The organism is Arthrobacter sp. Soil782, assembly GCF_001428435.1.
Taxonomy (GTDB): Bacteria; Actinomycetota; Actinomycetes; order Actinomycetales; family Micrococcaceae; genus Arthrobacter_D; species Arthrobacter_D parietis.
Map to the genome: position 1 here is coordinate 503946 of NZ_LMSO01000001.1, position 21952 is coordinate 525897.

The following is a 21952-nucleotide window of genomic DNA, read 5'->3' on the forward strand; positions in this document are numbered from 1 at the left end:
GATTGTCTGCGCGAAAAGTTGCGGTCAGGAAGAGGTCGTTATGGATTTTGATGTACTGGTGATCGGCGCCGGCCCCGCGGGCATGGCGGCAGCAACACGGGCGGCAGAGCTGGGAGCGCGTACTGCGGTCGTCGAACGCGCACGGCTGGGTGGCACGTGCGTGAACTCGGGCTGCGTGCCCACGCGGGTGCTCGCTAAGACCGCCCGCCTGTTCCGGGAAGTACGGACGGCGCGGGACTACGGGATTGTGGTGCATGAGCCCGCCGTGGATTGGACGCAACTGGTTCGCCGGGTCCGCACCACCGTGGACCGCGTTTTGGATGCCAAAGGCTACGGCGAGGCCATGCAGCAGCTGGACATCACGCTGCTGGAGGGTGAGGCGTCCTTCACCTCGCCGCATGAGGTGTCGATTGACGGGCGCACGGTCAGCGCCGCCTCTGTCATCCTGTGCGTGGGCGGAAGTGCACGACGGCTTCCCATCCCGGGGGCTGAGCACGCGGTGCTTCCCTCCGATGTCCTCGACCTCCCCGAGCTGCCGGGCTCAGTCGCGATTATCGGCGGCGGTCATACCGGCGCGCAATTGGCCACCATCTTTGATGCCCTCGGCTCAAGGGTCACCCTGCTGGACCTTGCGCCGCGCATCCTCACCACCGAGGACCACGACGTCTCCACCGCCGTCACGGATGGCTTCCGGTCCCGCGGCGTGACCGTGGATGTCGGCATCGGCGGTGTGGACGGCATTGAAAAGCATGACGACGGCGCCCTGGAAATCCGCTGGCAGGGAACCGGCGGCGCACAGTCAGTACGCGTGGGAGCGGTCATCATGGCAGCCGGCTGGCCCGCGAACATCTCTGGTCTCGGGCTGGAGGCTGCGGGCGTCGCCACCGCCCGGGGAGCCATACCGGTGGACAACTACCTTCGGTCAAATGTGCCGCACGTCTTTGTTGCCGGTGACGCTAACGGAACCTCCATGCTGGTGCAGGCGGCAGTCTTCGAGGGTGAAACAGCTGCGGAGAACGCGGTCCTGGGCGCACACCGCACCACACCGCACCATCTGCTCCCTGAGGGAGGCTTCACGGATCCGGATTACGCGGGGGTGGGACTCACCGAGGCGACGGCCAGGGAGCGGGACGCCCAGTGCGCCGTCGTCGTTGTTCCCTATGGCTCCGTGGAGCGTCCCATCATTGATGACCGGGAGCAGGGGTTCCTGAAACTGGTCACCGACAGGCACCGCGAGCTGATCCTCGGGGCGCACGCCGTAGGCGAGAATGCGGTCGAGGTCATTCAGGCCGTTGCGTCCGCAATGGCGGCCGGTACTGATGTCGCCACGCTGGCCCGCGTGAAGTTCGCCTACCCTACCTACAGCTCAATCATTGGCCACGCTGCACGCAAGGCGGTGCGGGGAGCAGGGAAAGACTCCTGGTGACCCGACTGCTACTGTGGGACGAGCATCACTACAAAGCTTGCTTATCAACGGGCGACGGCAGAAAGCCGCAGCATCGTCACGAGGGCAGTCAGGAGTAGCCATGGGCAGCGCGGAGAAGAAGTTCACAGTTACCGAGGAGTCGGACAGCAAGCACCCACAGGACTGGGGCCGGGCCATGGCCGTGGCAATCAGCCGTCTGGTGGAGTTGGCCCACGAGGCCGGGGATGTCGTAGAAGACGAGAACCTCTATGGGGAAGATCTGCACCTGTACCTCAGTGAAACCGAGGATGGTGCAAACATCACGATATCCTGGACCCCAAGGGCGTCGGCATCATCCGCATCGCCGGAACAGCCCGGGCAGGAGCTCGGATGAGCAGCCAGAATCCGGATCCGGAGAAAGACAGGGTCACCGGTCTGGAGCCGGGCGGCGGCGTTCCGCCGGGTGAGACTCCTCCGGCAGAGGCGAGCACCGGTGGGCCGCAAGGTCACGAGGAAGGTGCACCCGGGAAGGCCGCATCCCGCATCTGGCTGGTGCTGATCGGTATCTTCGTTTTGCTCGGCCTGCTGTTCTTTGTCGGTTATATCGTCGGGCTGTTCGACTAGGCCTGTTCAGTCAGGCGCTCTATTCCACAGCGAAGCGGCCGAAACCCATGGGGGACGGCCGCTTCACTGTTGCAATCTCAGACCCGGTAGTAGTCCCGCAGGGAAGCCTCCTGGTCAGCGGTCAGGCCTTCCTCTACCGTGAAGTCCGGTGAATCCTTGATGGCGTCCTTGGACACCGCGACATAAAGGTTCTCGCCATCAATCCGGGCGCCTGCGAGCGGCACGAAGTGCTCCCGCGTGTTCAACAGACCGAGACCAACAGTCACCCAGGCCGGCTCGTTCGAGAGCCCGTCGAGATGCACCTGGGTGACGTTCCCGAGTTTTTCTCCGCTGGCATCCCATGCCGTGGCGGCCTGCAGTTCTTCCAGTTCCAGGTTGTCCATGATGCCTCCGAGCTTCGATGAGAAGTACCCTGACCATTCCAGTGCATGAGGCTCAGAAAGGCAACGATGGAGCTCTCGCTGGACCTACGGAAGGGCGCCCCACCGAAGTGGAACGCCCTTCCGCCGGCGCGTGCCGGCGTCGTTCTGGTGTTGCCTGCCCTACTGGTGTTGCCTTGAGCGTTAGGCTGCTTCGGCGGCTTCTGCTGCTTCGTTGATCATCGGAAGCCACTTGTCCAGCGCCCAGACCAGGGACAGCGGGCTGGCGGCGGAGATGGACAGGGTGAGGGTGTTGTCGGCATCCGCGACGAGCGCGCCTGACTCCACAGCCGGAATCTGGCTCAGCAGCGGGTCTGCGGAGATTGCTTCCTTGGTGGCCTCGTCCGGAACCCAGGTCACGAAGATGTCTGACTCAAGCTCATCGGCACGCTCGGCTGACCAGGGAATGAAGAATTCCTCTCCGGTGGCGTTTTCTTCAACGACGCTGGCCATCTCCATTCCAATCTGGGTGAGGAAACGGGGGCGGTTGTCGCTGGCCGTGTAAATATTCACGCCCTCGGAGTTGGCCGGCTCCAGGTTGCCGAAGATGAAGGTCTTGCCGGCGATGGCCGGGTACTCGGCGGCTGCCTCGGCGATCTTGTCTTCGGTCTCGCTGACCAGCTGTTCAGCCTCTTCAGACAGGCCAAGCGCCTTACCGATCATTGCGGTGGAATCCTGCCACGCGGTGCCGTAGGCAACCTCGGGGTAGGCAACAACGGGGGCAATCTCGCTCAGGGTGTTGTAATCCTCTTCGGTGAGACCGGAATAGGCCGCGAGGATGACATCGGGGTTGGTGGCAGCGATCTCGTCGAACGCAATTCCATCAGCCTCGGAGTACTGGACGGGCGCGTTCTCGGTACCGATGGCAGCGCCGAGCTCTTCCAGCTTGGCATCCTTCCACGGGACGGAGCCCTGCTCGTTTCCGCCGTACTCATTGACCGGCATTCCTACGGGCACCACGCCGAGCGCCAACGCAATATCATCATTGACCCAGGACACCGTTGCAACGCGTTCAGGCTTTTCCTCGAGAACGGTCTCACCAAAAGCGTGCTCGATGGTGACGGGGAAGGCATCAGCAGAACCGGCCTCATTGGCTCCGGCTGCTTCCGAGCCGCCGCCTGCCGGACCGGTTGAGCATGCGGAAAGGGACATTACCGCGATGGCTGCTGCGGCTATCAGACCGCGCACACGGGTGGGGGCCATGAGGGCTCCTTGACTTTCGAGACGGCATGAACGGACCGTCGGAATGGTTACGAAAGTAAGGTTAGCCTACGCTTGCTGCTATTACGAAATGTTTGTGTTGCGTAATAGGCGCCTGGCCCTTAGTTCCGGGCTTTACGGGTCTCCCGCTCATTGGCCTTCTGGATGGCGTCGACCAGTTCCTTCTTGGTCATGGTTGAGCGCTTGGGAATCTCAAGCTTCTTCGCAACCTCGTAGAGGTGCTCCTTGGTGGCATTGGCGTTCACCCCGCCGGCGGTTTCCTTCGCCGTTCCGCGACCGCCTTCTGCCTGCTCATCGGAAGGTCCCTTGGCGTCCTTCTGCTCCCAGTGGTCGCCAACCTTCTCATGGGTGTGTTTCAGGGCGCTGTACGCAGTGCGGTGCGCCCGTTCGCCGTCACCATACTGTTCCTCCGCGGAATCGAGCGTCCGGGCATAGGTTTCCTGTGCCTTCTTGTCCGACCGCTGCAGAGTGCTGGGCAGCTCGTTGGTCTTCACCTTGCCTGACTTCGTTACCTTCGGCATTGCTTTTCGCTCCTTCCAAGGCGGGTGGGGCTCGCACTTTCGAGGCTACCGCTGAGCGCGCACTTTTACACGAACGACGGCGCCGGCCCGGCTGCCACCGCCGCCAGGTACTTCGCGAGCGCACGCGGCGCGGAGCGCGGCGCTTCGGCCTCCACCACTGCGTTGTAGTTGGTGTTGGTGTTCACGTCATAGGTCAGTACGCGCCCCTCTGCGGTTTCCATGAATTCGATTCCGCACACCTCGATGTTGTTCCGGCGTGCGAATTCGACGTACTTTCCAATGATCGGATGATCGAAGTCACGGCGGAGGCTGAACAGTTGCTGCCCGGCAACGGGTTCAATGGTGGCCCCCGGTGGCATGATCGGCTTTCCCGTGGCGGGATCGATGGCGCAGGCGTCCGCCGGGCATAGCTGGAAACCGCCGCGGGCTGTATCCGCCTGGATGGCGTAGATGAACTCGCCGCCCACAATCTCCACACGCGTGATGACCGGTTCGGCTGCCTAAATGAATTCCTGGATCAGCGTGATGCCGTCCTGCGGCTCCTCGAATTCATCCGACACCACATACTCGGCCAGTTCGGCGTGGCTCTCGAATTTGCGGACGCCGAGGCCCTTCCCGCCCTGATTGTGTTTGGTGATGAAGGGGGTCGGGAAGCCCTTCGCCGCTTCCAGGATGCGATCGCGTCCGATGGCCGCGACCGTCCGGGGTGTGTCGATGCCCGCCGCTTTCAACGCCGTCAGTTGGTCCACCTTGCTCATCTCGAGCTCAAGGACCCGCCGGCCGTTGATGGTCCGACGGCCGTGGGCTTCGAGCCAGGACAACACTGCCCGCGCATAGTCCTTGGACAGATCGTGGTCCCGCGTATGGGCCGAAGCGCTGATTCTCGACCAGAAAATCCCTTCCGGCGGCGTCGCGTCAAGGTCCAGAACACCGTCGGTCAGCAGCCACTCCTCGAACTGGAGCCCCTCCTGCTCGAAAGCACGGGCGAACGGAGGAAACCACTCGGGGTTCTCGTGCAGGGCATAGATCTTTGGAGCTTCCGACGTAGTCATGTTCGGTGCAACCTCTCTCCCGAAGGGGCTATTCCACCTCGCGCTTCCCGCCTGGAACCCAAAAGCGCCGGGGAGTGGCACGATCGTGGGGACGTCCCCACGAATCTGCCACTCCCCGGCGCTTTTGGCTCGGGCGTGCGCGAGTTAACGCGTGGGCTCGCGTTCGAGTGCGGCTTCATGCTCCTCGTGGGCACGGGTAAGGAGTGCCTTGAACTCGGTCTCGTTCCGGATATAGCGCTTGTACTTTTCCGGCTGCTTCTTGAGCATGGCCTCTTCGGCGCACATCTTCTCGAAGATACGCTCCCGCTCGTTGATGTCTGTCTCGTAGTTGAGGTCGAGGTACTCGATGGCGTGGCGCCGGGCACCGGAGATGAGGGTCTTGGCCTTCCCCTTCGGGCTCACCAGGGAAGCAATGACCGTCACCAACAAAATGCCGAGGATCAGGCTGAGGGAAAGCCCGGTGGAAATTTCCACCACGTTGACCGGCTGGCCATCGTTGATGAACGGGACGTTGTTCTCGTGCAGCGCGTGCAGCATCAGCTTCACCCCGATGAGACCGAGGATCGCGGCGAGGCCGTACGAAAGGTAGACCAGCCGGTCCAACAGCCCATCAAGAAGGAAGTACAACTGGCGCAACCCCATCAGGGAGAAAGCGGTGGCGGTGAAGACGATGAAGACGCTCTGCGTCAGACCGAAGATGGCGGGGATGGAATCAAGCGCAAACAGGATGTCCGTAGCGCCGATGGCCACCATCACCAGCAGCATCGGGGTAAGGACCTTCTTGCCGTTCTCAACGGTGAAGAGTTTGTCGCCGTCGTAATGTTCCGTGGCCGGCAGGAACTTGCGCGCCATCCGGACAATGAAGGTTTCTTCCTCCTCCATGTTTTTCGGCTTGAGGATGTTGCCGGCCGTGATCAGCAGGATGAGACCGAAGATGTAGAACACCCAGGCAAAGGAGTTAATCAGCGCGGCACCGAGAAAAATGAACCCGGTCCGTGCGATCAGCGAAAAGACGATGCCGAACAGGAGCACCTTCTGCTGGTCCGCCCGCGGCACCTTGAACGTGGTCATGATGATGAGGAAGACAAACAGGTTGTCCACGGAGAGTGCCTTCTCCGTGATGTACCCGGCGAAATATTCCGTGCCGTACTGGGGACCGGCAAAGATCAGCACTCCCACGCCGAACAGCACCGCGATGCCCACATAGATGGCGGACCAGACGCTGGCTTCCTTCAGGGACGGGGTGTGCGCCTTGCGCACGTGGAAGAAGAAATCGAAGAGAAGCAGCCCCACAATTCCTGCGATCGTCAGAATCCAAACAAGTGTGGGCACTTCCATGCGAATATCTCCTCGGCAGTGGGCTGTAACTTCACCGTAGTTCCACGTTCAGCACGCCTGCAAGCAGTTCAGCTACCGGTAGAAAGCCCGTCCCGCTGATTCTGCGCCGCAGCGATAATCCGGTCGAACGCTGCATCCAGTTCGTAATCGACCGCCTGGCGGTTGGGATCGGCGTCATACCAGGCGAGGATCTCACGCGCTCCAAGGACAAACGGGGTTGTGCAGGTGAAGTCCGGTACCAGCCCCTTGACCTTGGAGTTGTCGAAGATCACAGAGTGGGACTTGTCGCCGAGCAGTTGGGAACCGAGGTCCGGAAGGTGGGCGGCGATAGTCTCGGACGCGACATGGACCAGCTGGGGTTCCGGCACCCCCGCGGCCTCCGCGAACAACTGGTAGATCCGGTTCCAGGTCAGAAACTCGTCAGAGGTGATGGTGAAGCTGTCCCCGATCGCCTGCGGCAGTCCAAGCAGCCCGACAAACGCCTTCGCGAAGTCAGTGCTGTGCGTCAGCGTCCACAGGGAGGTGCCGTCACCGTGGACCAACACCGGCCGTCCCGCCCGCATCCGTGCGATGTCCGTCCAGCCGCCTGCGATGGCGATCTTCGTGTGGTCGTACGTATGTGACGGCCGCACGATGGTGACGGGGAAGCCGCGCTCCCGGTACTCGGCCACCAGCAGGTCCTCGCAGGCAATTTTCTCCCGCGAGTACTGCCAGAACGGGTTGCGCAGCGGAGTGGACTCACGAATGGGAAGGGCCGCCGGCGGTTTTTGGTATGCCGAGGCGGAACTGACGAACACGTATTGGCCGGTTTTCCCGGTGAACAGTTCAATGTCGGCAGCGATGTGGTCGGGGGTGAAAGCCACGAAGTCGACGACGACGTCGAACGTGCGGTTGCCGAGCGCAGCACGGACTTCGTCCGGCTTCCGGATATCAGCGGTCAACACTTCCGCTCGCGATGCCACCGGGCGCTCGGTGGTGGTTCCCCGGTTGAGGACTGTGACGGAATAGCCCTGCGCGAGCGCCCGGTCGACGACGGCCGTGCTGATGACACCGGTTCCGCCGATGCAGAGAATCCTCACGCGGGGCTCACCACGCGTAATCCTCGGGCGCAGTCTTGTGGCCCGGGAAGATGTCATCGAGCGTGGACAGGGTGTCGTCGTCGAGCTCTATCTCAAGCGCACGCAGGCCGCCGTCGAGCTGTTCCTGGGTTCGTGGGCCGATGATCGGCGCCGTGACGGCAGGCTGCGCAAGGAGCCAGGCAAGGCCCAGGTCCGCCGGCGAGTGGCCGAGCTTCTCAGCCAGATCCTCGTAGCGCTGAATCTGATCCCGGTGCTTTTCAAGGGTGTCGGCGGCGCGGCCCTCGAGACGGCGGACGCCTTCATTCTCCTTCTTCAGGACACCGCTCAGCAGCCCGCCATGCAGCGGCGACCAGGGGATGATGCCTAGCCCGTATTCCTGGGCGGCAGGGAGAACTTCGAGCTCCACGGTGCGGGTGAGCAGGTTGTAGATGGACTGCTCGCTGATGAGGCCCGTGTAGTTGCGGCGAGCAGCGGCCCCCTGCGCCTGGGCAATGTGCCAGCCGGCGAAGTTGCTGCTGCCGGAGTACAGTATCTTGCCCTGCTGGACGGCAACCTCGACGGCCTGCCAGATCTCGTCCCAAGGCGTGTCCCGGTCGACGTGGTGGAACTGGTAGAGGTCGATGTAGTCGGTCTGGAGACGCTTCAGGCTGGCGTCGAGCGCGCGGCGGATATTCAGTGCGGACAGTTTGCCGTTGTTGGGCCACTCATCCATGTCACCGTAGAGCTTCGTCGCCAGCACCGTCTTCTCACGGCGTCCCCCACCCTTTGCGAACCAGCGCCCCACAATCGCTTCGGTGCGGCCCTTGTTCACGCCCCACCCGTACACGTTGGCGGTGTCGAAGAAGTTGATCCCGGAGGCATGGGCCGAATCCATGATGGAGTGCGAATCCGCTTCTTCGGTCTTGGGCCCAAAGTTCATGGTGCCGAGGCACAGGCGGGAAACGGACAGGCCGGAGCGGCCAAGGTGGGTGTACTGCATCAGGAAGAGTTCCTCTCGGGGATGAACGTGCGGGAATCCGCTTTCCATCCTGCCAAGCTCGGCGCCCGTGCGCTAGGGGGTGACAGCTAGCGGGAAACAATTGCGCACCTCCGGTGACTTGGAGCGCTGGCGGACCCGCCGGATCTGCGCAAAAGTTCCCCGGCACCTAGGATTTCACCCATGACTTCTTCAAATCCGCTACCCGTGGCGCTTATTACCGGAGCCTCCCGGGGCATCGGCCGCGCCATTGCCGATGAGCTCGCGCCCACCCATCACCTACTGCTGGGCGGCCGGGACCGTGCGGCACTGGATGCCCTGGCGGCGTCCTACCCGTCAGCGGAATCCTTCGCCGTGGACGTCCGCGAGGTAACGGACGCCGACATCGCCGGCATCCACCGCCTGGATGTCCTGGTGCACTCCGCCGGCGTCCTGCAGATGGGCACGGTTGCCGATCTCGCTGACGAAACCTGGCAGACAAGCTTCGACATCAACGTCTTCGCCGTCGCAAAGCTGACCCGGCTCCTGCTGCCTGCCCTCCGCGAGGCCCGCGGGCAGGTCATCGCGATCAACTCGGGTTCGGGCTACAGCTCCGGCGCGGGCTCGTCTGTCTACAGCGGCACCAAGTTTGCCCTCCGCGCGCTCACTGACGCCCTTCGGGAAGAGGAGCGGCCCAACGGCGTCCGGGTGTCCTCGATCCACCCCGGACGGGTGGCGACGGACATGCAGGCCGAACTTCACGACTTCGAGGGCAAGGAGTACTCCCCCGGTGCCTGGATCCAGCCGGCCCAGGTGGCCAAGGCAGTGCGTCTTGCAGTTGACGCCTCGCGTGATTCGGCAGTGGAGTCCCTCAATATCCGTCCCTCGGGAATGGCATGAGCACGGTTCGGCTCACCGCGACGGTTACGGGCGAGGTGCAGGGCGTCGGCTTCCGCTACCGGACCCGGCAGCAGGCGGAGCATCTTGGGCTGGTCGGTTCGGCCACCAACCGGCCGGACGGTTCGGTGCTGGTTGTTGCCGCCGGACCGTCGTCAGCCGTTGAACAGCTGCTGAAGTGGCTGCGCTCCGCAGATGCTCCCGGCCGCGTTGAGAAGGTGGAAGCGGACCTGCACGACGACGGCGCCAGCGGACTCACAGGCTTCGTCACCGACTAGCGGCGGTCACCCTTAAAGCCTGCGGGGCATCCCGAACTGGGTCTGCACGCCCGGCGAATAGAGCACCGATTCCGGGGGTCCCTCCACTGCCAGGCCTGCAGCCTGCACCAGGGAACCATCCCAGTGCTGCAGTACCGCGCTTTGAAGCGGCCACGGCGTATGGGTGTTGGGGATGTAGAGGGTCCGGCCGGAGAACCGCGAGTGGAGGCCAAACCGCGCGGTCAGGTGGACGGACAGCGGATCGGCAGCAACGCTCCCGGTGGGCAGTACGGAGAATAGCGACGACGCGCCCCGGAACCTGTCCACTGAGTAGCCTGTGCCGTCCGGGCCGTGCCAGGCACGGCAGCGGGACCAGACGTACGGGATCCCTGCCGCCCGGGCGCCTAGCACCACGGCCAGCCGGGACGCGTCGAGCGTGAGGAAAACGACGCCGCGCACGCCGTTTCGGTCCCGCGAGTAGAGCCGTACATTCACTTCCGTGAACGTACCGAAGTACGGCACCGGCACCCCGCGCCCAAAACCTGCTCCGCGCATGCGGAAACCGATGAGCCCCACCCAGGAGTCGCCGTCGTACTCATCCGGAACGGTTCCCGCTGGCATGAAGCGGGCCGCCGCGGAGGAAGGGATGCGCCAGTGGAGGAAGACGGCATGGCCCCAGAACTGGTCCATGACCGCGGGCGTAAGTAGTGGCGGGGGCTCCGGCCACCGCGGAGCAGGGGCGAAGAGATCAGACATGGGTTATCGGCACGTCTCCCCCGCCATCAACCTGGGCCTTTCGCCGGCGGAGGCGATCGAGCGCTGTCATGACTGGGGTTGCCGTGATTCCGTGCAGCACAACGGAAAGCGCCACGACGAGGCCGACGAAACCCCAGACCTCGTTCGCTTCGGCGTCGAAATCACCGTTGCTCAACCCGTACCCGAGGTAGTAGAGGGAACCGATACCGCGGACTCCGAAAAACGCGAGCGCCACTTTTTCCCGCGTGCCCGTCTGGCCGCCGAGGAGTCCAAGGAATCCCGCAAGAGGCCGGACAAGGATCAGGAACGCGAGGGCAAGAACGACGTCGGTCCAGCCGATGGTCTCGAGAAGCCCCCTCGCGATAGCCCCGCCGAGCAGCACCAGGATGACCACGGACAGCAGCCGTTCGAGCTGTTCCACGTAGCTGTGCAGTACGCGGTGATAGCCGTGGTTCCGCTCCGCCGAGCGGATGGTGATGGCGCAAACGAAGACGGCTATGAAGCCGTACCCCTCGAACGTTTCGGTCACGCCGTATGCCAGGAACGTCGCAGCGAGCGCAACGAACCCCTCGGAGTGGGTGGACATCCGGAACGATTCCGCGCGGGAGGAAAAGAAGAGTCGGCCCAGGAGCTTGCCCGTGCCGTAACCCAGTAGGACGCCGAACCCGATGCGCCATAGGACGTCGACCAGGAACCACTGCGGGAACCAGACGCCGGGTGCAGCCCCGACCAGGCTGATGGTGATGGCGAGGTAGACGAATGGGAAGGCGAGGCCGTCGTTAAGTCCCGCCTCGCTGGTCAGCCCGAACCGGACCTCATCCTCGCGGTCGAACCCTTCCTCGCCGTCCGCGGGCTCACCAACCTGCACTTCCGAGGCCAGGACCGGGTCAGTCGGAGCCAGCGCGGCGGCCACCAGGATTGCACTGGCCAGCCCAAGTCCCAGGAACACGTAGCCAAGGACTGTGAAGACGAGGATGCAGATCGGCATGACGATTCCGAGGAGCCGCCAGGTGGTGGACCAGGACCGCCAGCCGGGAGGCCGGTCGAGGGCCAGGCCCGCACCCATCAGGGAGATGATGACGCACACCTCGGTGAAGTGCGTGGTGACCACCTCATACTTCACCGGATCGGGTGTAGGCAGGTACGGTATCAGCGCGAAGGCCAGGACCCCTGCGGAGAGAAAAACCATCGGCATGGAGATCGGGACACGGCGCAGCAGGCGCGGAAGCAACGCGGCAGCAAAGACGATGACGCCGAGCACCGTGTAGATAATGCTGGGTCCCTCAAAAAGCTTGAGCACTCTGGCTCCTTCTCGCATGGGTGTTGCCTAAAGATACTCGGGCAGAAGCTCTTCGTCGCGGGCAGCATCCCCGGATGGGATACTAGTGCCCATCTCGCTACCGCCGGGGGGCTCATGGAATTTCTTGATACGACCACGGTGCGTTTTGTGTTCGCTGTGGTTGCTGTGACGCTGCTGGGCCTCTTCTACTTCGTCACCTTTCAGCGCACGCGCTCGATCTACAGCGCCTGGTGGTGTATTGCCCTCGCACTGTTCCTCACCGGGTCCGCGGCCTACCTGCTGGATGGAACGGCCCACCAGGTCTGGGCCAACCCCACCGGGAACGCGCTGCTGGTGCTCGGCGTGGCCAGCGTCTGGGCCAGCGCCAGAACGCTGCGTGCCCGCCCCGCGCCCGTGTGGCAGCTTCTCGCCGGACCGGCGGTGACCCTGCTGGTCTCGGCACTGGACAGCCCGGCCACGAACGACTGGTCAGGCGGCCCTGTGTTCCTCGCCTTCATGTGCCTGTTGCTGGCCCTGGCTTCAGTGGAGCTCTGGGGTATCAAGCGCTCCTCCAGCAGGGTCACCAAATCCCTGGCGCTCGCCGCCGGCCTTCTCGCCGCTTACTATCTGGGGCGATGGCTCGTTTTCCTGACGGAAGGACCGGACGGACCCACGTTCACTACCTACTTCGATTCCGCGATCACCACACTCATCACCCTGGTACTTCTGGTTGTGGTCTCCTTCAGCATGGCAGCGCTCAGTAACGAGCAGGTGACCCATGACCTTCACCTTCGCGCTACCCGGGACGGGCTCACCGGCCTGCTTAACCGTTCCGGATTTACGGATCTGGCGCTGAACGAGCTGAACCGGATCCGCAGTAACGGGACTCCCGGCGCCCTGGTGCTGGCAGACCTCGACCACTTCAAGGCCGTCAATGACACTCACGGGCACGCCGCAGGAGATGGAGTCCTCCAGGCGTTCGCGGATATCTGTGTGGCCACGGTGCGCTCCACCGACCTGGTGGGCCGCCACGGCGGGGAGGAATTTGTCATCCTGCTGCCCGGTGCGGACTCGAACCGTGCCGAAGCGATCGTGAACCAGCTCAGCACCCGCTTTGCACGTGCCACGTTTGACGGGGGATTCGAGCCGCCGACCGTCAGTTACGGCATCGCTGCGATCAACGCGGAATCAACGGATCTCGCCGAGGTTATCGCCACGGCAGACGCCGCCCTGTACGAGGCCAAGTCGCTGGGCCGCAACCGGGCCGTTCAGGGCCCTCCCGGCCGCAGGAACTGAAGCCGTGGGCCGAGACAAAACTTCCGCCGCCACTCCTGCCACCGCGCTGCTGACACGGCTGGACATCCCGCACCGCACCCTGAGCTACGTGCATGACCCTTCGTCCGAACACTACGGAACCGAGGCCGCGGAGAAGCTGGCGGTTGACCCCGCACGCGTCTTCAAGACGCTCATGGTGGACACCGGCACCCAACTGGCCGTCGCCGTCGTTCCCGTCAACCGCCAACTGAACCTCAAAGCGATGGGCGCCGCGTGCGGAAGCAAGCGCGCCGCCATGGCGGACCGCGCTGCCGCTGAACGGCGAACAGGGTACGTGCTCGGCGGAATCTCGCCGCTGGGACAGCGGCACCGCAGCCCGCTGGTGCTCGACGAATCCGCGCTCGCCTTCGAAACAATCCTCGTCTCGGGCGGCCGCCGCGGACTTGAAATCGAGCTCGCGCCCGCTGACCTCCTCCGTGCAACTGACGGTACGACGGCGGCCCTCGCCTCCGCTTGACCGCCCGTACTAGTGTGGGGTCAGTTGTCCCCATCCCCAGCAGACGAGAGCACCTGTGCATAGTCAGGGCATATTGGCGGTCGTGAACGCGTCCGCCGGAACCGCATACCGCCGCAGTGTCGACGCCGTTGGCTCTTTCCTTGCCTCCGCTTCCGCCAGGCGGGGCACGTCCTTTGAACTTGCCCGCACCCAGGACCTGGGCGAGTTGGATTCAGCCCTCGGAAGCCTGGACGGCAGGCAGCTGGTGCTGTTGGGCGGCGACGGCTCGGTCCACGCCGCGATCCAGTGCCTGCACCAGACCGGCACACTGGCCTCCGCAGGGCCCATCGGCATCATCCCGGTGGGTACCGGAAACGACCTCGCACGGTCACTGGGAATTCCGCTCGATCCGCTGCAGGCTGCCGAGTGTGTGATGTCCGGCCCGGCACGCACCATGGAGCTGCTGGTCAGCGAAGACCGTGTTGCCGTCAACGCTGTCCACGTGGGGATCGGTGCGGATGCCGCAGCCAAGGGCGCGGACCTGAAACAGAAGCTGAAAAAGGTGAAGGCCGGAAAACTCGGGTACCCCCTGGGTGCCGTCGCTGCGGGGTTCAGCTCTCCGGGGCAGCACCTCAGCGTGCGGGTGGATGGTGAACTGCTCCATGATGGATCCCGTCCGCTGCTGATGGTGGCCCTCGGCCTCGGCGGCACCGTCGGCGGAGGCGCCCGGCTCATACCGGACGCCAATCCGCATGACGGGCTTGTCGACGTCGTGCTCTGGGAGTCGGTGGGTTCCGCTGCACGGGTGGGGTACGCGCTCGGCCTCAAGAGCGGCGACCACGCACGGCGCTCTGATGTGCGGATCGGGCGCGGGGAGACGGTGGAAATCACCGCGGTTGACGGCAATGGATTCAGGGTCAGCAATGACGGTGAACTGTGGGGGCCGTTCCCGCATCGCCGCTGGGACGTCGTGTGTGACGCCTGGCAGGTCATCGCCCCGCGGTAGCATGTGCCCTCCAGTAGCATCTGCACCGCAGCAATCAGCATGGGTTTCCGGGTATTGGCGCAGCGCTCACGAAGTTCACTCAAGGTTTCCACAAGAGTGGCGGAGCACTCTATCTCCATGGCAAACAGCCCAGTAGGCTGATTGTCAGCCACCAGCAATTTCGGGCCCCTCGCGGGCACCTGGCGAAGGCTGATTGTTCGGATTCCTCCCCGGGGTTCGGTCGTAACGGACCTTCATCAGGGGAAACACATGGGGAGTTACCAGTGAGTGAAGTCAGGCCGGCATCGGGCCACAGCGTTCTGAGGAGCCGTCGTCGTGCGGTTCGGTCTGGTGTGAGCGTTTGCCTTGCTCTGGCTGTCATCTACTCCTTTGGCTATCCCGGATCCACACCGTTGACCTCCGGTGCGGGTGCAACCGGCACCGTGCTCGCCCAGGGAGCAGGAAGTTTCTCTGACGCCATCGTTCCGGTGACCGGGTATGTGGGTGAGCAGCAGCTCGTGGGTCCAGGGACAGCGTTGCCTTTCGGCACCACGGATTCGCTGGTACCAGGGCGTGAGGTTCCCGGTGCGCAGGAGTCTTCACGTGCCACGGCTACCGCTGACAAGAGGTCGTCGGTTGAGTCCCTCAGCTCCACGCCGCGCCCTGGAAAGGGCATGCTGATCTCCCCCCTGCAGTTCCTGACCCCGAGTTCGCCGTTCGGTCTTCGAACCAGCCCCATCACCGGGGAACACGATGAATTTCACTCCGGCCAGGATTTCGCGGCACCCTGCGGAACCCGGGTCTTTTCAGCGGATGCCGGTGTTGTCCGTGCCGCCGGTTGGCATCCCTGGGGCGGCGGTAACCGCGTGGAGCTTGACCACGGCAACGGCCTCGTCACCACTTACAACCACCTGGAGGGAATCGGGGTAAAGGCCGGAGACCGCGTGGGAGCCGGGCAGGTCATCGCCACGGTAGGCACCACCGGCTGGTCCACCGGGTGCCATCTGCACTTCGAAACCATCCTCGACGGCGGTCACACTGATCCCGACGCCTGGAAGCTCATTCCGCTGGACGGCAGTGGCCCGGTTGAGATGCCGAGCCTGGTCAATTTCACCCCGGGGACCGGCAACGGGAACGACGACGACACCGCCTGGGTTGCCTACCTCGCCACCGCTGCGGCCATTGAGCCGGTTGCGCTGAAGTCACCCGCCCGTGTGGATGCGGAAGTGGCGGCTCAGGGTCCGCGAGCGAGCGGCAAGGCACTTTCCAGCACCAGGTCCTCGAGTAGCAAGTCCTCCGGCAGCACGTCTACGAGCAGCGCTTCTTCGGGCAGCACGTCTTCGGGCAGTAAGAAGGCTACACAGCCCTCGGATACGCCAAGCACGTCGGTTCCCGGAACGTCAACGCCTTCCAGGCCGGGCACGCCGTCGGGGACGCCCTCCGGGACTCCGACCAAGCCGGGTACGCAGCCGCCTTCGACGACAACTCCTCCGCCTACAGAGCCTGGAACGCTGCCGTCGACAGACCCCGGCACGCCGCCCGGAACTCTCGATCCAACGCCGCCGAACACGCCCGTTCCGACGCCACCCGTAAATCCTGTAACGCCGACGCCTCTACCTGTGGACCCGACGCCACCCGTCGACTCCACGCCACCCGTGGACCCAACGCCACCCGTGGACCCCCCGCCGGTCATTCCGGACCCGACACCACCGGTCGACCCCACGCCACCAGTGGATCCGGCGCCCGCCGATCCAACGCCGCCGTCTGCAGACCCCGGCACCCCACCTCCGCCTCCCCCGACGGTCTCGGTGACCGATCCTGCGGAGGCTTGCGATCCCGCAATCGACCCGGATTCCATCATCGTCGACCCGATCACCAAAGAGCCGGTACTTGACCCGACGACGAAGGAGCCGATCACGGCTGCGGAACTGTGCGCTTCGGCAGCCGTTTCACCGACGCCCGCGATCACCGGGACAGAGCCGGCGCGGGAAGCCGATCCAGGTTTGACCACCGCGCCATAGCGAGGTCACGCGCTCCGCATGGCCGAGAGAGCGTAGTCTCGACAGTAGGAAGCCCCTCCGCCATAGCGGTTCGGTGTCCTACGGGCAGGATGCGCATCGAGTAGCCTGCCGTCAGTCGGGGTAGTCGCTCTGGCGCTTGTACAGAATTGAGGCCGCATGGCCACCGACCGCGACATCCCTGACAGTGAAAAGTTGCAGGCTCTGCTTCTTGAGAGCCCGGGATTCACAGGTTTCCTGCTCGGTCTGGGTACCATTTCCGCTTCGCTGTTCAACCAGGACGTCCCAATGCACTGCGCCATAACGGTGGAACGTGACGGCGGGCCCACCACCGTTGCCAGCAGCAGCGCTCTGGCCCAGCGCCTGGACGAGCAGCAGTATGCGTTCGACGACGGACCCTGCCTCATCGCGCTGCGCACGGGCCACACAGTCCTGATCCCTCAACTCGCCGACGATCCACGCTGGCGGCGATACGCTCACGCGATTTCCGGCGAACAGATCCGGTCGGTTCTTGCGGTGCCGATAGTTACAGACGGATCCTCTGCCGCTGCTCTCAACTGCTATTCGCGGGATCTTGCCGGTTTCGACGCCACCATGGTTGCGTCTGTGGAAGAACATGCGGCGTCGTTATCCACCATCCTTCAGCAGGCTCTGCGTATCCATGAACCGGAACACTATCCCGACGACCTCTCTGACGTACTGAGATCACGCGCGGTGGTCGATGCGGCGGTGGCTCTGGTCATGGCTCAGAACCGCTGCAGTCGCGAAGCAGCAATGCTGATGCTGCACGTCGCAGCGCGGCATCATGACGCACGGGTGCACGGTGTTGCCCGTGAACTGCTCGACGCAACCCGGGCGACGACGCTGATCAGCGGCACCGCAAACCGGTCAGGGTGACCCGCGCGGCGCGGCCCGCGTCGCGCGAGCTGAAGTGCCGTCGGCGGACGCCCCACAGGGCTGAGAGCGCCCGCTACGCTGCCGGTGCTGCGGTGCTGGAGCGCACAATCATTTCGGTGTGGGCGGTGTGGTTGGAGCGGTCTCCCGACTCGGCGGGACCGGCGAAGAGCTGCAGCATTCGTTGCACGGCACGGCTTCCCTGCAACGCCGGGTACTGCGCGATGGTGGTCAACCCGAAAACCTCGCCGAGGTCATGTCCGTCAATGCCAATCACCGAGAGGGCATCCGGAACCCTGATTCCCAGTTCCCGTGCGGCAACAATGGCGCCGATCGCCATCTCATCCGAGGCGCAGAAGACGGCGGTGGGACGGTTCCGGGGATACCCGAGCACCTGTTTGGCGCTGGCATATCCACCGGGAATCGTGAAGTCCGCATAGGCAAGCCATGAGGGAAGAATTTCCAGACCGGCAGCTTCCATGGCTACCTCGTAGCCGCGGCGGCGGCCTTCCGAGATATTGAAGTCCCTGGCAGCGTCCTCAGGCCCGCCGATGTAGGCGATCCCGCGGTGTCCCAGACTGATCAGGTGTTCGGTGGCCAACTGGGCAATGGCGAACTCGTTGACGCTGATGGTGTCAGCGCCGGGAAGGGGACCACCGATACCGACAATCGGCTTGCCCACCGCCAGCAGCTGTCCGAGCTCAGTGTCGGACAGCTGTAGGGAAACGGAGATGACGCCGTCGCAGCGTTGGCGCAGCAGGAACTCGGAGAAGACGCGGTCCCGATGGCCTGCGCCGTCACTCACGTTGTAGAGCGTCAGGTCGTAGCCGGCGTCCAGAAGGGACGCCGCAACGCTGTCCACGATCTGGGAGAAGTACCAGCGATTGACGGACGGAACGACGACACCGACATTGCGGTTCCTGCCCGAGGCGAGTGATGACGCCGAGAAGGACGGCACGAAGTCCAGCTGCTTTGCAGCCTGAAGAACCTTCAGCCGTGCCCGCTCGGAGACCTGGCCGTTGCCGCTGAGGGCACGGGACACCGTGGCGGTTGAGACGCCGGCGAGCGCTGCAACATCCTTGATGCCAACCACAGAGCCCTCCCTCAGAGCAAAGGACGGGCGCGGTCCTCTTAGTTGAGTTTCAACCATACGCACCGGTTCGGCGCCAGGACGCCTTCTACACCGGCATCCGCGTGACTCGCTGCGATGACCGTGCCCGATGGTACGTAGGCAACCGATTCTCCCATGTTCATGATCACCATGACGTCATTGTTGAGAAACGCGATGGTTTCCGTGCCGTCGTAATCCGCGGCCCAGCTCAACGAACCGGCACCGAGACGGAGCTGTTTGCGAAGTGCGAGCGCCGAACGGTACAGGTTGAGGGTGGAATCTGGATCGGACTGCTGGACGTCGCGCGCCAGGGTGTACCAGTCTTCCGGCTGGGGCAGCCATCCGCCGCTGGTGGAGCCGAACCCGTAGTGCGGCTCGTCAGCCCGCCATGGCAGCGGAACCCGGCACCCGTCCCGGCCTACGCGTTCTCCGCCCGTGCGGATGAACGTCGGGTCCTGGCGCTGCTCGTCCGGAATCTCCAGGTGGTCCGGCAGCCCGAGTTCCTCACCCTGGTAGAGGTAGACGCCACCGGGGAGTGCCAGCATGGCCAACGACGCCGCCCGTGCACGGTCGAGCCCGACCTCCGGATTGTTTTCGCCTAACCGCGTAGCGTGCCGTGCGACATCGTGGTTGCTCAGGACCCAGGTGGTCGGCGCATCCACGCTGTCGAACGCCTGCAATGAGTCAGTAATGATCCTGCGAAGTTCAGCGGCATTCCAGGGGTGGTTCAGGTAGGCGAAGTTGAAGGCCTGGTGCATCTGGTCATGGCGGACCCAGTTCACCAGACGGGACAGCGGATCAATGCTGGCTTCCGCGCAGAGGATGCGGTCGCCGTCGTACTCTGCAAGAACTGACCGCCACCGGCGGTAGATGTCGTGAATCTCTTTCTGGCCAAACATCGGCGCGGCGTGGCCCGGGTATCCGTCCGAGGAGCAGCCGTCGGGGCGGCCGTGCCAATCCGGGAGCCCCTCGGCCTTGACCAGTGCGTGCGCAACGTCAACGCGGAAACCGGTGACGTTGCGGTCCAGCCAGAACCGCAGGATCCGCTCGAACTCGGCGTGGACGGCAGGGTTATCCCAGTTGAAGTCCGGCTGCGAGGAGTCGAAGAGGTGGAGGTACCACTGGCCGGGCGTGCCGTCGTCGTTCAGTGTGCGTGTCCACGCGGACCCGCCGAAGTGGGACTGCCAGTTGTTCGGCGGGTTTGAGCCGTCCGGTCCGGTGCCATCCCGGAAAATGAACATGGCCCGTTCGTCCGAGCCCGGCCCGGCGGCAAGGGCAGCCTTGAAGAGCGGGTGCTCGCTGGAGCAGTGGTTGGGAACGAGGTCGACGATCACCTTGACGCCCAGCTCGGATGCGCGGGCAGTCAGCTTGTCGAAGTCGTCGAGCGTTCCGAACATCGGGTCGACGTCGCAGTAATCGGCGACGTCATAGCCGCCGTCGCGCTGTGGCGAGGTGTAGAACGGCGACATCCAGATCGCGTCGATGCTGAGGTCGGCCAACTGGTGCAGCTCGGCGGCGATCCCCGCGAGGTCCCCCTGGCCGTCACCGTTCAGGTCCCGGAAAGACCGCGGGTACACCTGATAGATCACAGACGAGCGCCACCAGGCGTCGTCGTCGTGAGCGGTGTGAAGGGGTTCGTGGAAGGTGGGCGCTACAGTCTGCGCGGACACAGCAGGGGTCAGGGAAACAGCGTTGGGCATGGGGAACATGCTAACCCCGGTTGCTAAGAAAATGGAAGCGCTTACAGCTGTCGGGAAATGGCCAACACCGCTGAAACTCGAGTTTTCCGCGGAAACTGGGCGATCGTAGCCGTGGTGTTGTGCAGACCGGCCGCAAGCGCTTACGATGTGTTGTGCCTCACTCGTTCCGTTTCGGATTCGACGTGTTCGGCGCAACCAAATCGGTCTTCCATTTACCACCGCGCCATGCAGCGCAAACCCTCAGTATCGGCTGCCTCGCGGCGCCACAGAAAGGTTCACCAATGAAGGTGCAAACAACCAGACTCCTGAATCGCCGGACGCTGGCCACCGCGGCTTTGTCCGTCGCGATGTTGGCAGTCACCGCCTGCGGTGGCGGATCCACCGACACCGCCGCGGGAGAATCCGCAGCACCGACCGACCTCGCAGAAGGCGGCTCAACCACCCTGACCATGTGGGTCGATGCCGAGCGTGCTCCGGCCCTGGAGCAGATCGCTGCCGACTTCAAGGAAGACACCGGCATCTCGATCGATCTCGCTGTGAAGGACTTCGCAGCGGTACGCGATGACTTCATCACCCAGGTGCCTACCGGCAACGGACCGGACCTGATTGTCGGCCCACATGACTGGATCGGCACCTTCGTTGAGAACGGCGTTGTTGCTCCCATCGAACTGGGAGACAAGGCTGGAGAGTTCCAGGAGTCCGCAATCCAGGCCATGTCCTACGAGGGCAGCCTGTACGGCGTGCCGTACGCAGTCGAGAACATCGCGCTGCTGCGCAACACCGACATGGTCTCCGAGGCTTCCGAAACCTTCGATCAGGTCATCGAGAAGGGCCAGGCAGCGGTTGACGCGGGCGAGGCCGAGTTCCCGTTCCTGGTTGGCCTCGATCCCAAGCAGGCGGATCCGTACCACATGTACCCGTTCCAGACCTCGATGGGCGTTCCTGTCTTCGCTCAGAACGAGGACGGCAGCTACGATCCCTCGAAGCTGATGCTTGGTGAGCCCAACGGCGTTGAGTTCGCGAAAAAGCTTGTTGAGTGGGGCGACACCGGTTCCGGCGTCCTGAACTCCAACATCACAGGAGACATCGCCAAGGAGAAGTTCCTCGCCGGCGAGTCCCCTTACTACCTGACCGGCCCGTGGAACGTTCCTGCTGCACAGGAGGCAGGTATCAACCTGGCCATCGATCCGCTGCCCACCGTGGGTGATGAACCCGCCCAGCCGTTCATCGGCGTCAACGGCTTCTTCATCTCCTCGCAGAGCTCCAATGCTCTCGCAGCCAATGAGTTTGCGGTGAACTACCTGACCTCCGAAGAGGCGCAGGACGCGATGTTCAGCGTCGGCGGCCGTCCCCCGGCACTGACCGCGTCCTTCGACAAGGCAGCGTCAGATCCCGTAGTTGCCGCATTCGGTGAAATCGGCGCCAACGGCGTTCCGATGCCGGCGGTACCCGAGATGCAGGCAGTCTGGGCCGACTGGGGCGCAACTGAACTCGCGCTGATCAAGGGCGCCGTCAAGCCGGAAGAGGCCTGGCCGGCAATGGTGAAGAACATCGAGCAGAAGATCGCTGCCGGATAGTTCCACCCTTTGAAAGCCGTTGTGGGCCGGACAGACCCCGGCCCACAACGGCTTCGCTTTACCTCCATACCTGCCTTACCTGACTCACTGCCT

Annotated in this window: 23 protein-coding genes; 11 read left to right on the top strand and 12 right to left on the bottom strand. The window is 63.9% G+C overall.

Annotation, left to right across the window (positions count from 1 at the left end; translation table 11 throughout):
- The first annotated feature begins 40 nt into the window (after positions 1-40).
- The 3 genes from ASH00_RS02440 (at position 41) to ASH00_RS02450 (ending at position 2029) form a co-directional block, all read left to right on the top strand.
- A complete protein-coding gene (locus ASH00_RS02440; RefSeq protein WP_056544511.1) occupies positions 41-1426 on the top strand; it encodes a dihydrolipoyl dehydrogenase family protein in 1386 nt (461 codons plus the stop codon).
- Between the two features lie 100 nt (positions 1427-1526).
- Positions 1527-1799 (top strand): hypothetical protein, encoded by a 273-nt coding sequence (locus ASH00_RS02445; RefSeq protein WP_056544513.1) that lies wholly within the window; start codon positions 1527-1529, stop codon positions 1797-1799.
- Positions 1796-2029, top strand: coding sequence for a DUF6480 family protein (locus ASH00_RS02450; RefSeq protein WP_056544516.1), 234 nt, complete (start codon positions 1796-1798; stop codon positions 2027-2029). The genes ASH00_RS02445 and ASH00_RS02450 overlap by 4 nt, the downstream gene beginning before the upstream one ends.
- A 77-nt stretch (positions 2030-2106) precedes the next feature.
- Here ASH00_RS02450 and ASH00_RS02455 read toward each other — a convergent pair whose 3' ends face one another.
- From ASH00_RS02455 to ASH00_RS02485, 8 genes are all read right to left on the bottom strand, one after another.
- Entirely contained in the window at positions 2107-2412 is a 306-nt protein-coding gene (locus ASH00_RS02455; protein WP_056544521.1) for a PRC-barrel domain-containing protein, read from the bottom strand.
- A 180-nt stretch (positions 2413-2592) separates the two neighbouring features.
- A complete protein-coding gene (locus ASH00_RS02460; RefSeq protein ID WP_056544524.1) occupies positions 2593-3651 on the bottom strand; it encodes an iron-siderophore ABC transporter substrate-binding protein in 1059 nt (352 codons plus the stop codon).
- A 119-nt stretch (positions 3652-3770) separates the two neighbouring features.
- Positions 3771-4190 (bottom strand): ChaB family protein, encoded by a 420-nt coding sequence (locus tag ASH00_RS02465; RefSeq protein WP_056544527.1) that lies wholly within the window; start codon positions 4188-4190, stop codon positions 3771-3773.
- Positions 4191-4255: 65 nt separating this feature from the next.
- Entirely contained in the window at positions 4256-4657 is a 402-nt protein-coding gene (locus ASH00_RS17140) for a hypothetical protein (protein WP_327019679.1), read from the bottom strand.
- A gap of 33 nt (positions 4658-4690) precedes the next feature.
- A complete protein-coding gene (locus ASH00_RS17145; protein ID WP_327019680.1) occupies positions 4691-5242 on the bottom strand; it encodes an ATP-grasp domain-containing protein in 552 nt (183 codons plus the stop codon).
- A gap of 144 nt (positions 5243-5386) precedes the next feature.
- Complete coding sequence (locus ASH00_RS02475) at positions 5387-6580, bottom strand: TerC family protein (RefSeq protein WP_056544530.1); 1194 nt, start codon at positions 6578-6580, stop codon at positions 5387-5389.
- 68 nt (positions 6581-6648) lie between these two features.
- Positions 6649-7659: an SDR family oxidoreductase gene (locus tag ASH00_RS02480; protein ID WP_442854333.1), complete on the bottom strand. Its 1011-nt coding sequence runs from the start codon at positions 7657-7659 to the stop codon at positions 6649-6651.
- A 7-nt stretch (positions 7660-7666) separates the two neighbouring features.
- The gene (locus ASH00_RS02485; protein WP_056544532.1) at positions 7667-8638 is read right to left on the bottom strand and encodes an aldo/keto reductase; all 972 of its coding nucleotides are present in this window, start codon (positions 8636-8638) and stop codon (positions 7667-7669) included.
- 180 nt (positions 8639-8818) lie between these two features.
- Between ASH00_RS02485 and ASH00_RS02490 the strand changes: the two genes are divergently transcribed.
- Positions 8819-9514 carry an SDR family oxidoreductase gene (locus ASH00_RS02490; protein ID WP_056544535.1) on the top strand — a complete coding sequence of 232 codons (696 nt, stop codon included), beginning with the start codon at positions 8819-8821 and terminating at the stop codon, positions 9512-9514.
- Positions 9511-9789: an acylphosphatase gene (locus ASH00_RS02495; RefSeq protein ID WP_056544538.1), complete on the top strand. Its 279-nt coding sequence runs from the start codon at positions 9511-9513 to the stop codon at positions 9787-9789. The genes ASH00_RS02490 and ASH00_RS02495 overlap by 4 nt, the downstream gene beginning before the upstream one ends.
- A 12-nt stretch (positions 9790-9801) precedes the next feature.
- On the opposite strand, the gene ASH00_RS02500 is transcribed toward ASH00_RS02495, so the two are convergent.
- Together ASH00_RS02500 and ASH00_RS02505 are read right to left on the bottom strand one after the other, a co-directional pair.
- Positions 9802-10458, bottom strand: coding sequence for a DUF2071 domain-containing protein (locus ASH00_RS02500; RefSeq protein ID WP_056544541.1), 657 nt, complete (start codon positions 10456-10458; stop codon positions 9802-9804).
- A 58-nt stretch (positions 10459-10516) separates the two neighbouring features.
- Positions 10517-11824: a cation:proton antiporter gene (locus tag ASH00_RS02505; protein ID WP_235563124.1), complete on the bottom strand. Its 1308-nt coding sequence runs from the start codon at positions 11822-11824 to the stop codon at positions 10517-10519.
- 114 nt (positions 11825-11938) lie between these two features.
- On the opposite strand from ASH00_RS02505, the gene ASH00_RS02510 reads away from it, so the two are divergent.
- The 5 genes from ASH00_RS02510 to ASH00_RS02530 all read left to right on the top strand — a co-directional run bounded on the left by ASH00_RS02510 (position 11939) and on the right by ASH00_RS02530 (position 17474).
- Entirely contained in the window at positions 11939-13099 is a 1161-nt protein-coding gene (locus tag ASH00_RS02510; RefSeq protein ID WP_056544547.1) for a GGDEF domain-containing protein, read from the top strand.
- A gap of 4 nt (positions 13100-13103) precedes the next feature.
- Positions 13104-13595, top strand: coding sequence for a Cys-tRNA(Pro) deacylase (ybaK, locus tag ASH00_RS02515; protein ID WP_056544550.1), 492 nt, complete (start codon positions 13104-13106; stop codon positions 13593-13595).
- Between the two features lie 82 nt (positions 13596-13677).
- Entirely contained in the window at positions 13678-14580 is a 903-nt protein-coding gene (locus ASH00_RS02520; RefSeq protein WP_056544553.1) for a diacylglycerol/lipid kinase family protein, read from the top strand.
- 332 nt (positions 14581-14912) lie between these two features.
- Positions 14913-16580, top strand: a complete 1668-nt coding sequence (locus ASH00_RS16840; RefSeq protein ID WP_056544558.1) for a M23 family metallopeptidase — start codon at positions 14913-14915, stop codon at positions 16578-16580.
- A gap of 156 nt (positions 16581-16736) precedes the next feature.
- A complete protein-coding gene (locus ASH00_RS02530; protein ID WP_056544559.1) occupies positions 16737-17474 on the top strand; it encodes a GAF domain-containing protein in 738 nt (245 codons plus the stop codon).
- Positions 17475-17547: 73 nt separating this feature from the next.
- Here the strand turns inward: ASH00_RS02530 and ASH00_RS02535 are convergent, their stop codons facing one another.
- Together ASH00_RS02535 and ASH00_RS02540 are read right to left on the bottom strand one after the other, a co-directional pair.
- Positions 17548-18564 (bottom strand): LacI family DNA-binding transcriptional regulator, encoded by a 1017-nt coding sequence (locus ASH00_RS02535; protein ID WP_056544562.1) that lies wholly within the window; start codon positions 18562-18564, stop codon positions 17548-17550.
- Between the two features lie 38 nt (positions 18565-18602).
- The gene (locus tag ASH00_RS02540; protein ID WP_056544565.1) at positions 18603-20282 is read right to left on the bottom strand and encodes a glycoside hydrolase family 13 protein; all 1680 of its coding nucleotides are present in this window, start codon (positions 20280-20282) and stop codon (positions 18603-18605) included.
- Between the two features lie 281 nt (positions 20283-20563).
- Between ASH00_RS02540 and ASH00_RS02545 the strand changes: the two genes are divergently transcribed.
- A complete protein-coding gene (locus ASH00_RS02545; protein ID WP_056544568.1) occupies positions 20564-21859 on the top strand; it encodes a sugar ABC transporter substrate-binding protein in 1296 nt (431 codons plus the stop codon).
- The last annotated feature ends 93 nt before the right edge of the window (positions 21860-21952 follow it).

Coding starts and splice junctions, on each gene's coding strand:
- ASH00_RS02440 (WP_056544511.1), top strand. CDS start 41: ATGGATTTTGATGTACTGGTGATCGGCGCCGGCCCCGCGGGCATGGCG.
- ASH00_RS02445 (WP_056544513.1), top strand. CDS start 1,527: ATGGGCAGCGCGGAGAAGAAGTTCACAGTTACCGAGGAGTCGGACAGC.
- ASH00_RS02450 (WP_056544516.1), top strand. CDS start 1,796: ATGAGCAGCCAGAATCCGGATCCGGAGAAAGACAGGGTCACCGGTCTG.
- ASH00_RS02455 (WP_056544521.1), bottom strand. CDS start 2,412: ATGGACAACCTGGAACTGGAAGAACTGCAGGCCGCCACGGCATGGGAT.
- ASH00_RS02460 (WP_056544524.1), bottom strand. CDS start 3,651: ATGGCCCCCACCCGTGTGCGCGGTCTGATAGCCGCAGCAGCCATCGCG.
- ASH00_RS02465 (WP_056544527.1), bottom strand. CDS start 4,190: ATGCCGAAGGTAACGAAGTCAGGCAAGGTGAAGACCAACGAGCTGCCC.
- ASH00_RS17145 (WP_327019680.1), bottom strand. CDS start 5,242: ATGACTACGTCGGAAGCTCCAAAGATCTATGCCCTGCACGAGAACCCC.
- ASH00_RS02475 (WP_056544530.1), bottom strand. CDS start 6,580: ATGGAAGTGCCCACACTTGTTTGGATTCTGACGATCGCAGGAATTGTG.
- ASH00_RS02485 (WP_056544532.1), bottom strand. CDS start 8,638: ATGCAGTACACCCACCTTGGCCGCTCCGGCCTGTCCGTTTCCCGCCTG.
- ASH00_RS02490 (WP_056544535.1), top strand. CDS start 8,819: ATGACTTCTTCAAATCCGCTACCCGTGGCGCTTATTACCGGAGCCTCC.
- ASH00_RS02495 (WP_056544538.1), top strand. CDS start 9,511: ATGAGCACGGTTCGGCTCACCGCGACGGTTACGGGCGAGGTGCAGGGC.
- ASH00_RS02500 (WP_056544541.1), bottom strand. CDS start 10,458: ATGGACCAGTTCTGGGGCCATGCCGTCTTCCTCCACTGGCGCATCCCT.
- ASH00_RS02510 (WP_056544547.1), top strand. CDS start 11,939: ATGGAATTTCTTGATACGACCACGGTGCGTTTTGTGTTCGCTGTGGTT.
- ASH00_RS02530 (WP_056544559.1), top strand. CDS start 16,737: ATGGCCACCGACCGCGACATCCCTGACAGTGAAAAGTTGCAGGCTCTG.
- ASH00_RS02540 (WP_056544565.1), bottom strand. CDS start 20,282: ATGCCCAACGCTGTTTCCCTGACCCCTGCTGTGTCCGCGCAGACTGTA.
- ASH00_RS02545 (WP_056544568.1), top strand. CDS start 20,564: ATGAAGGTGCAAACAACCAGACTCCTGAATCGCCGGACGCTGGCCACC.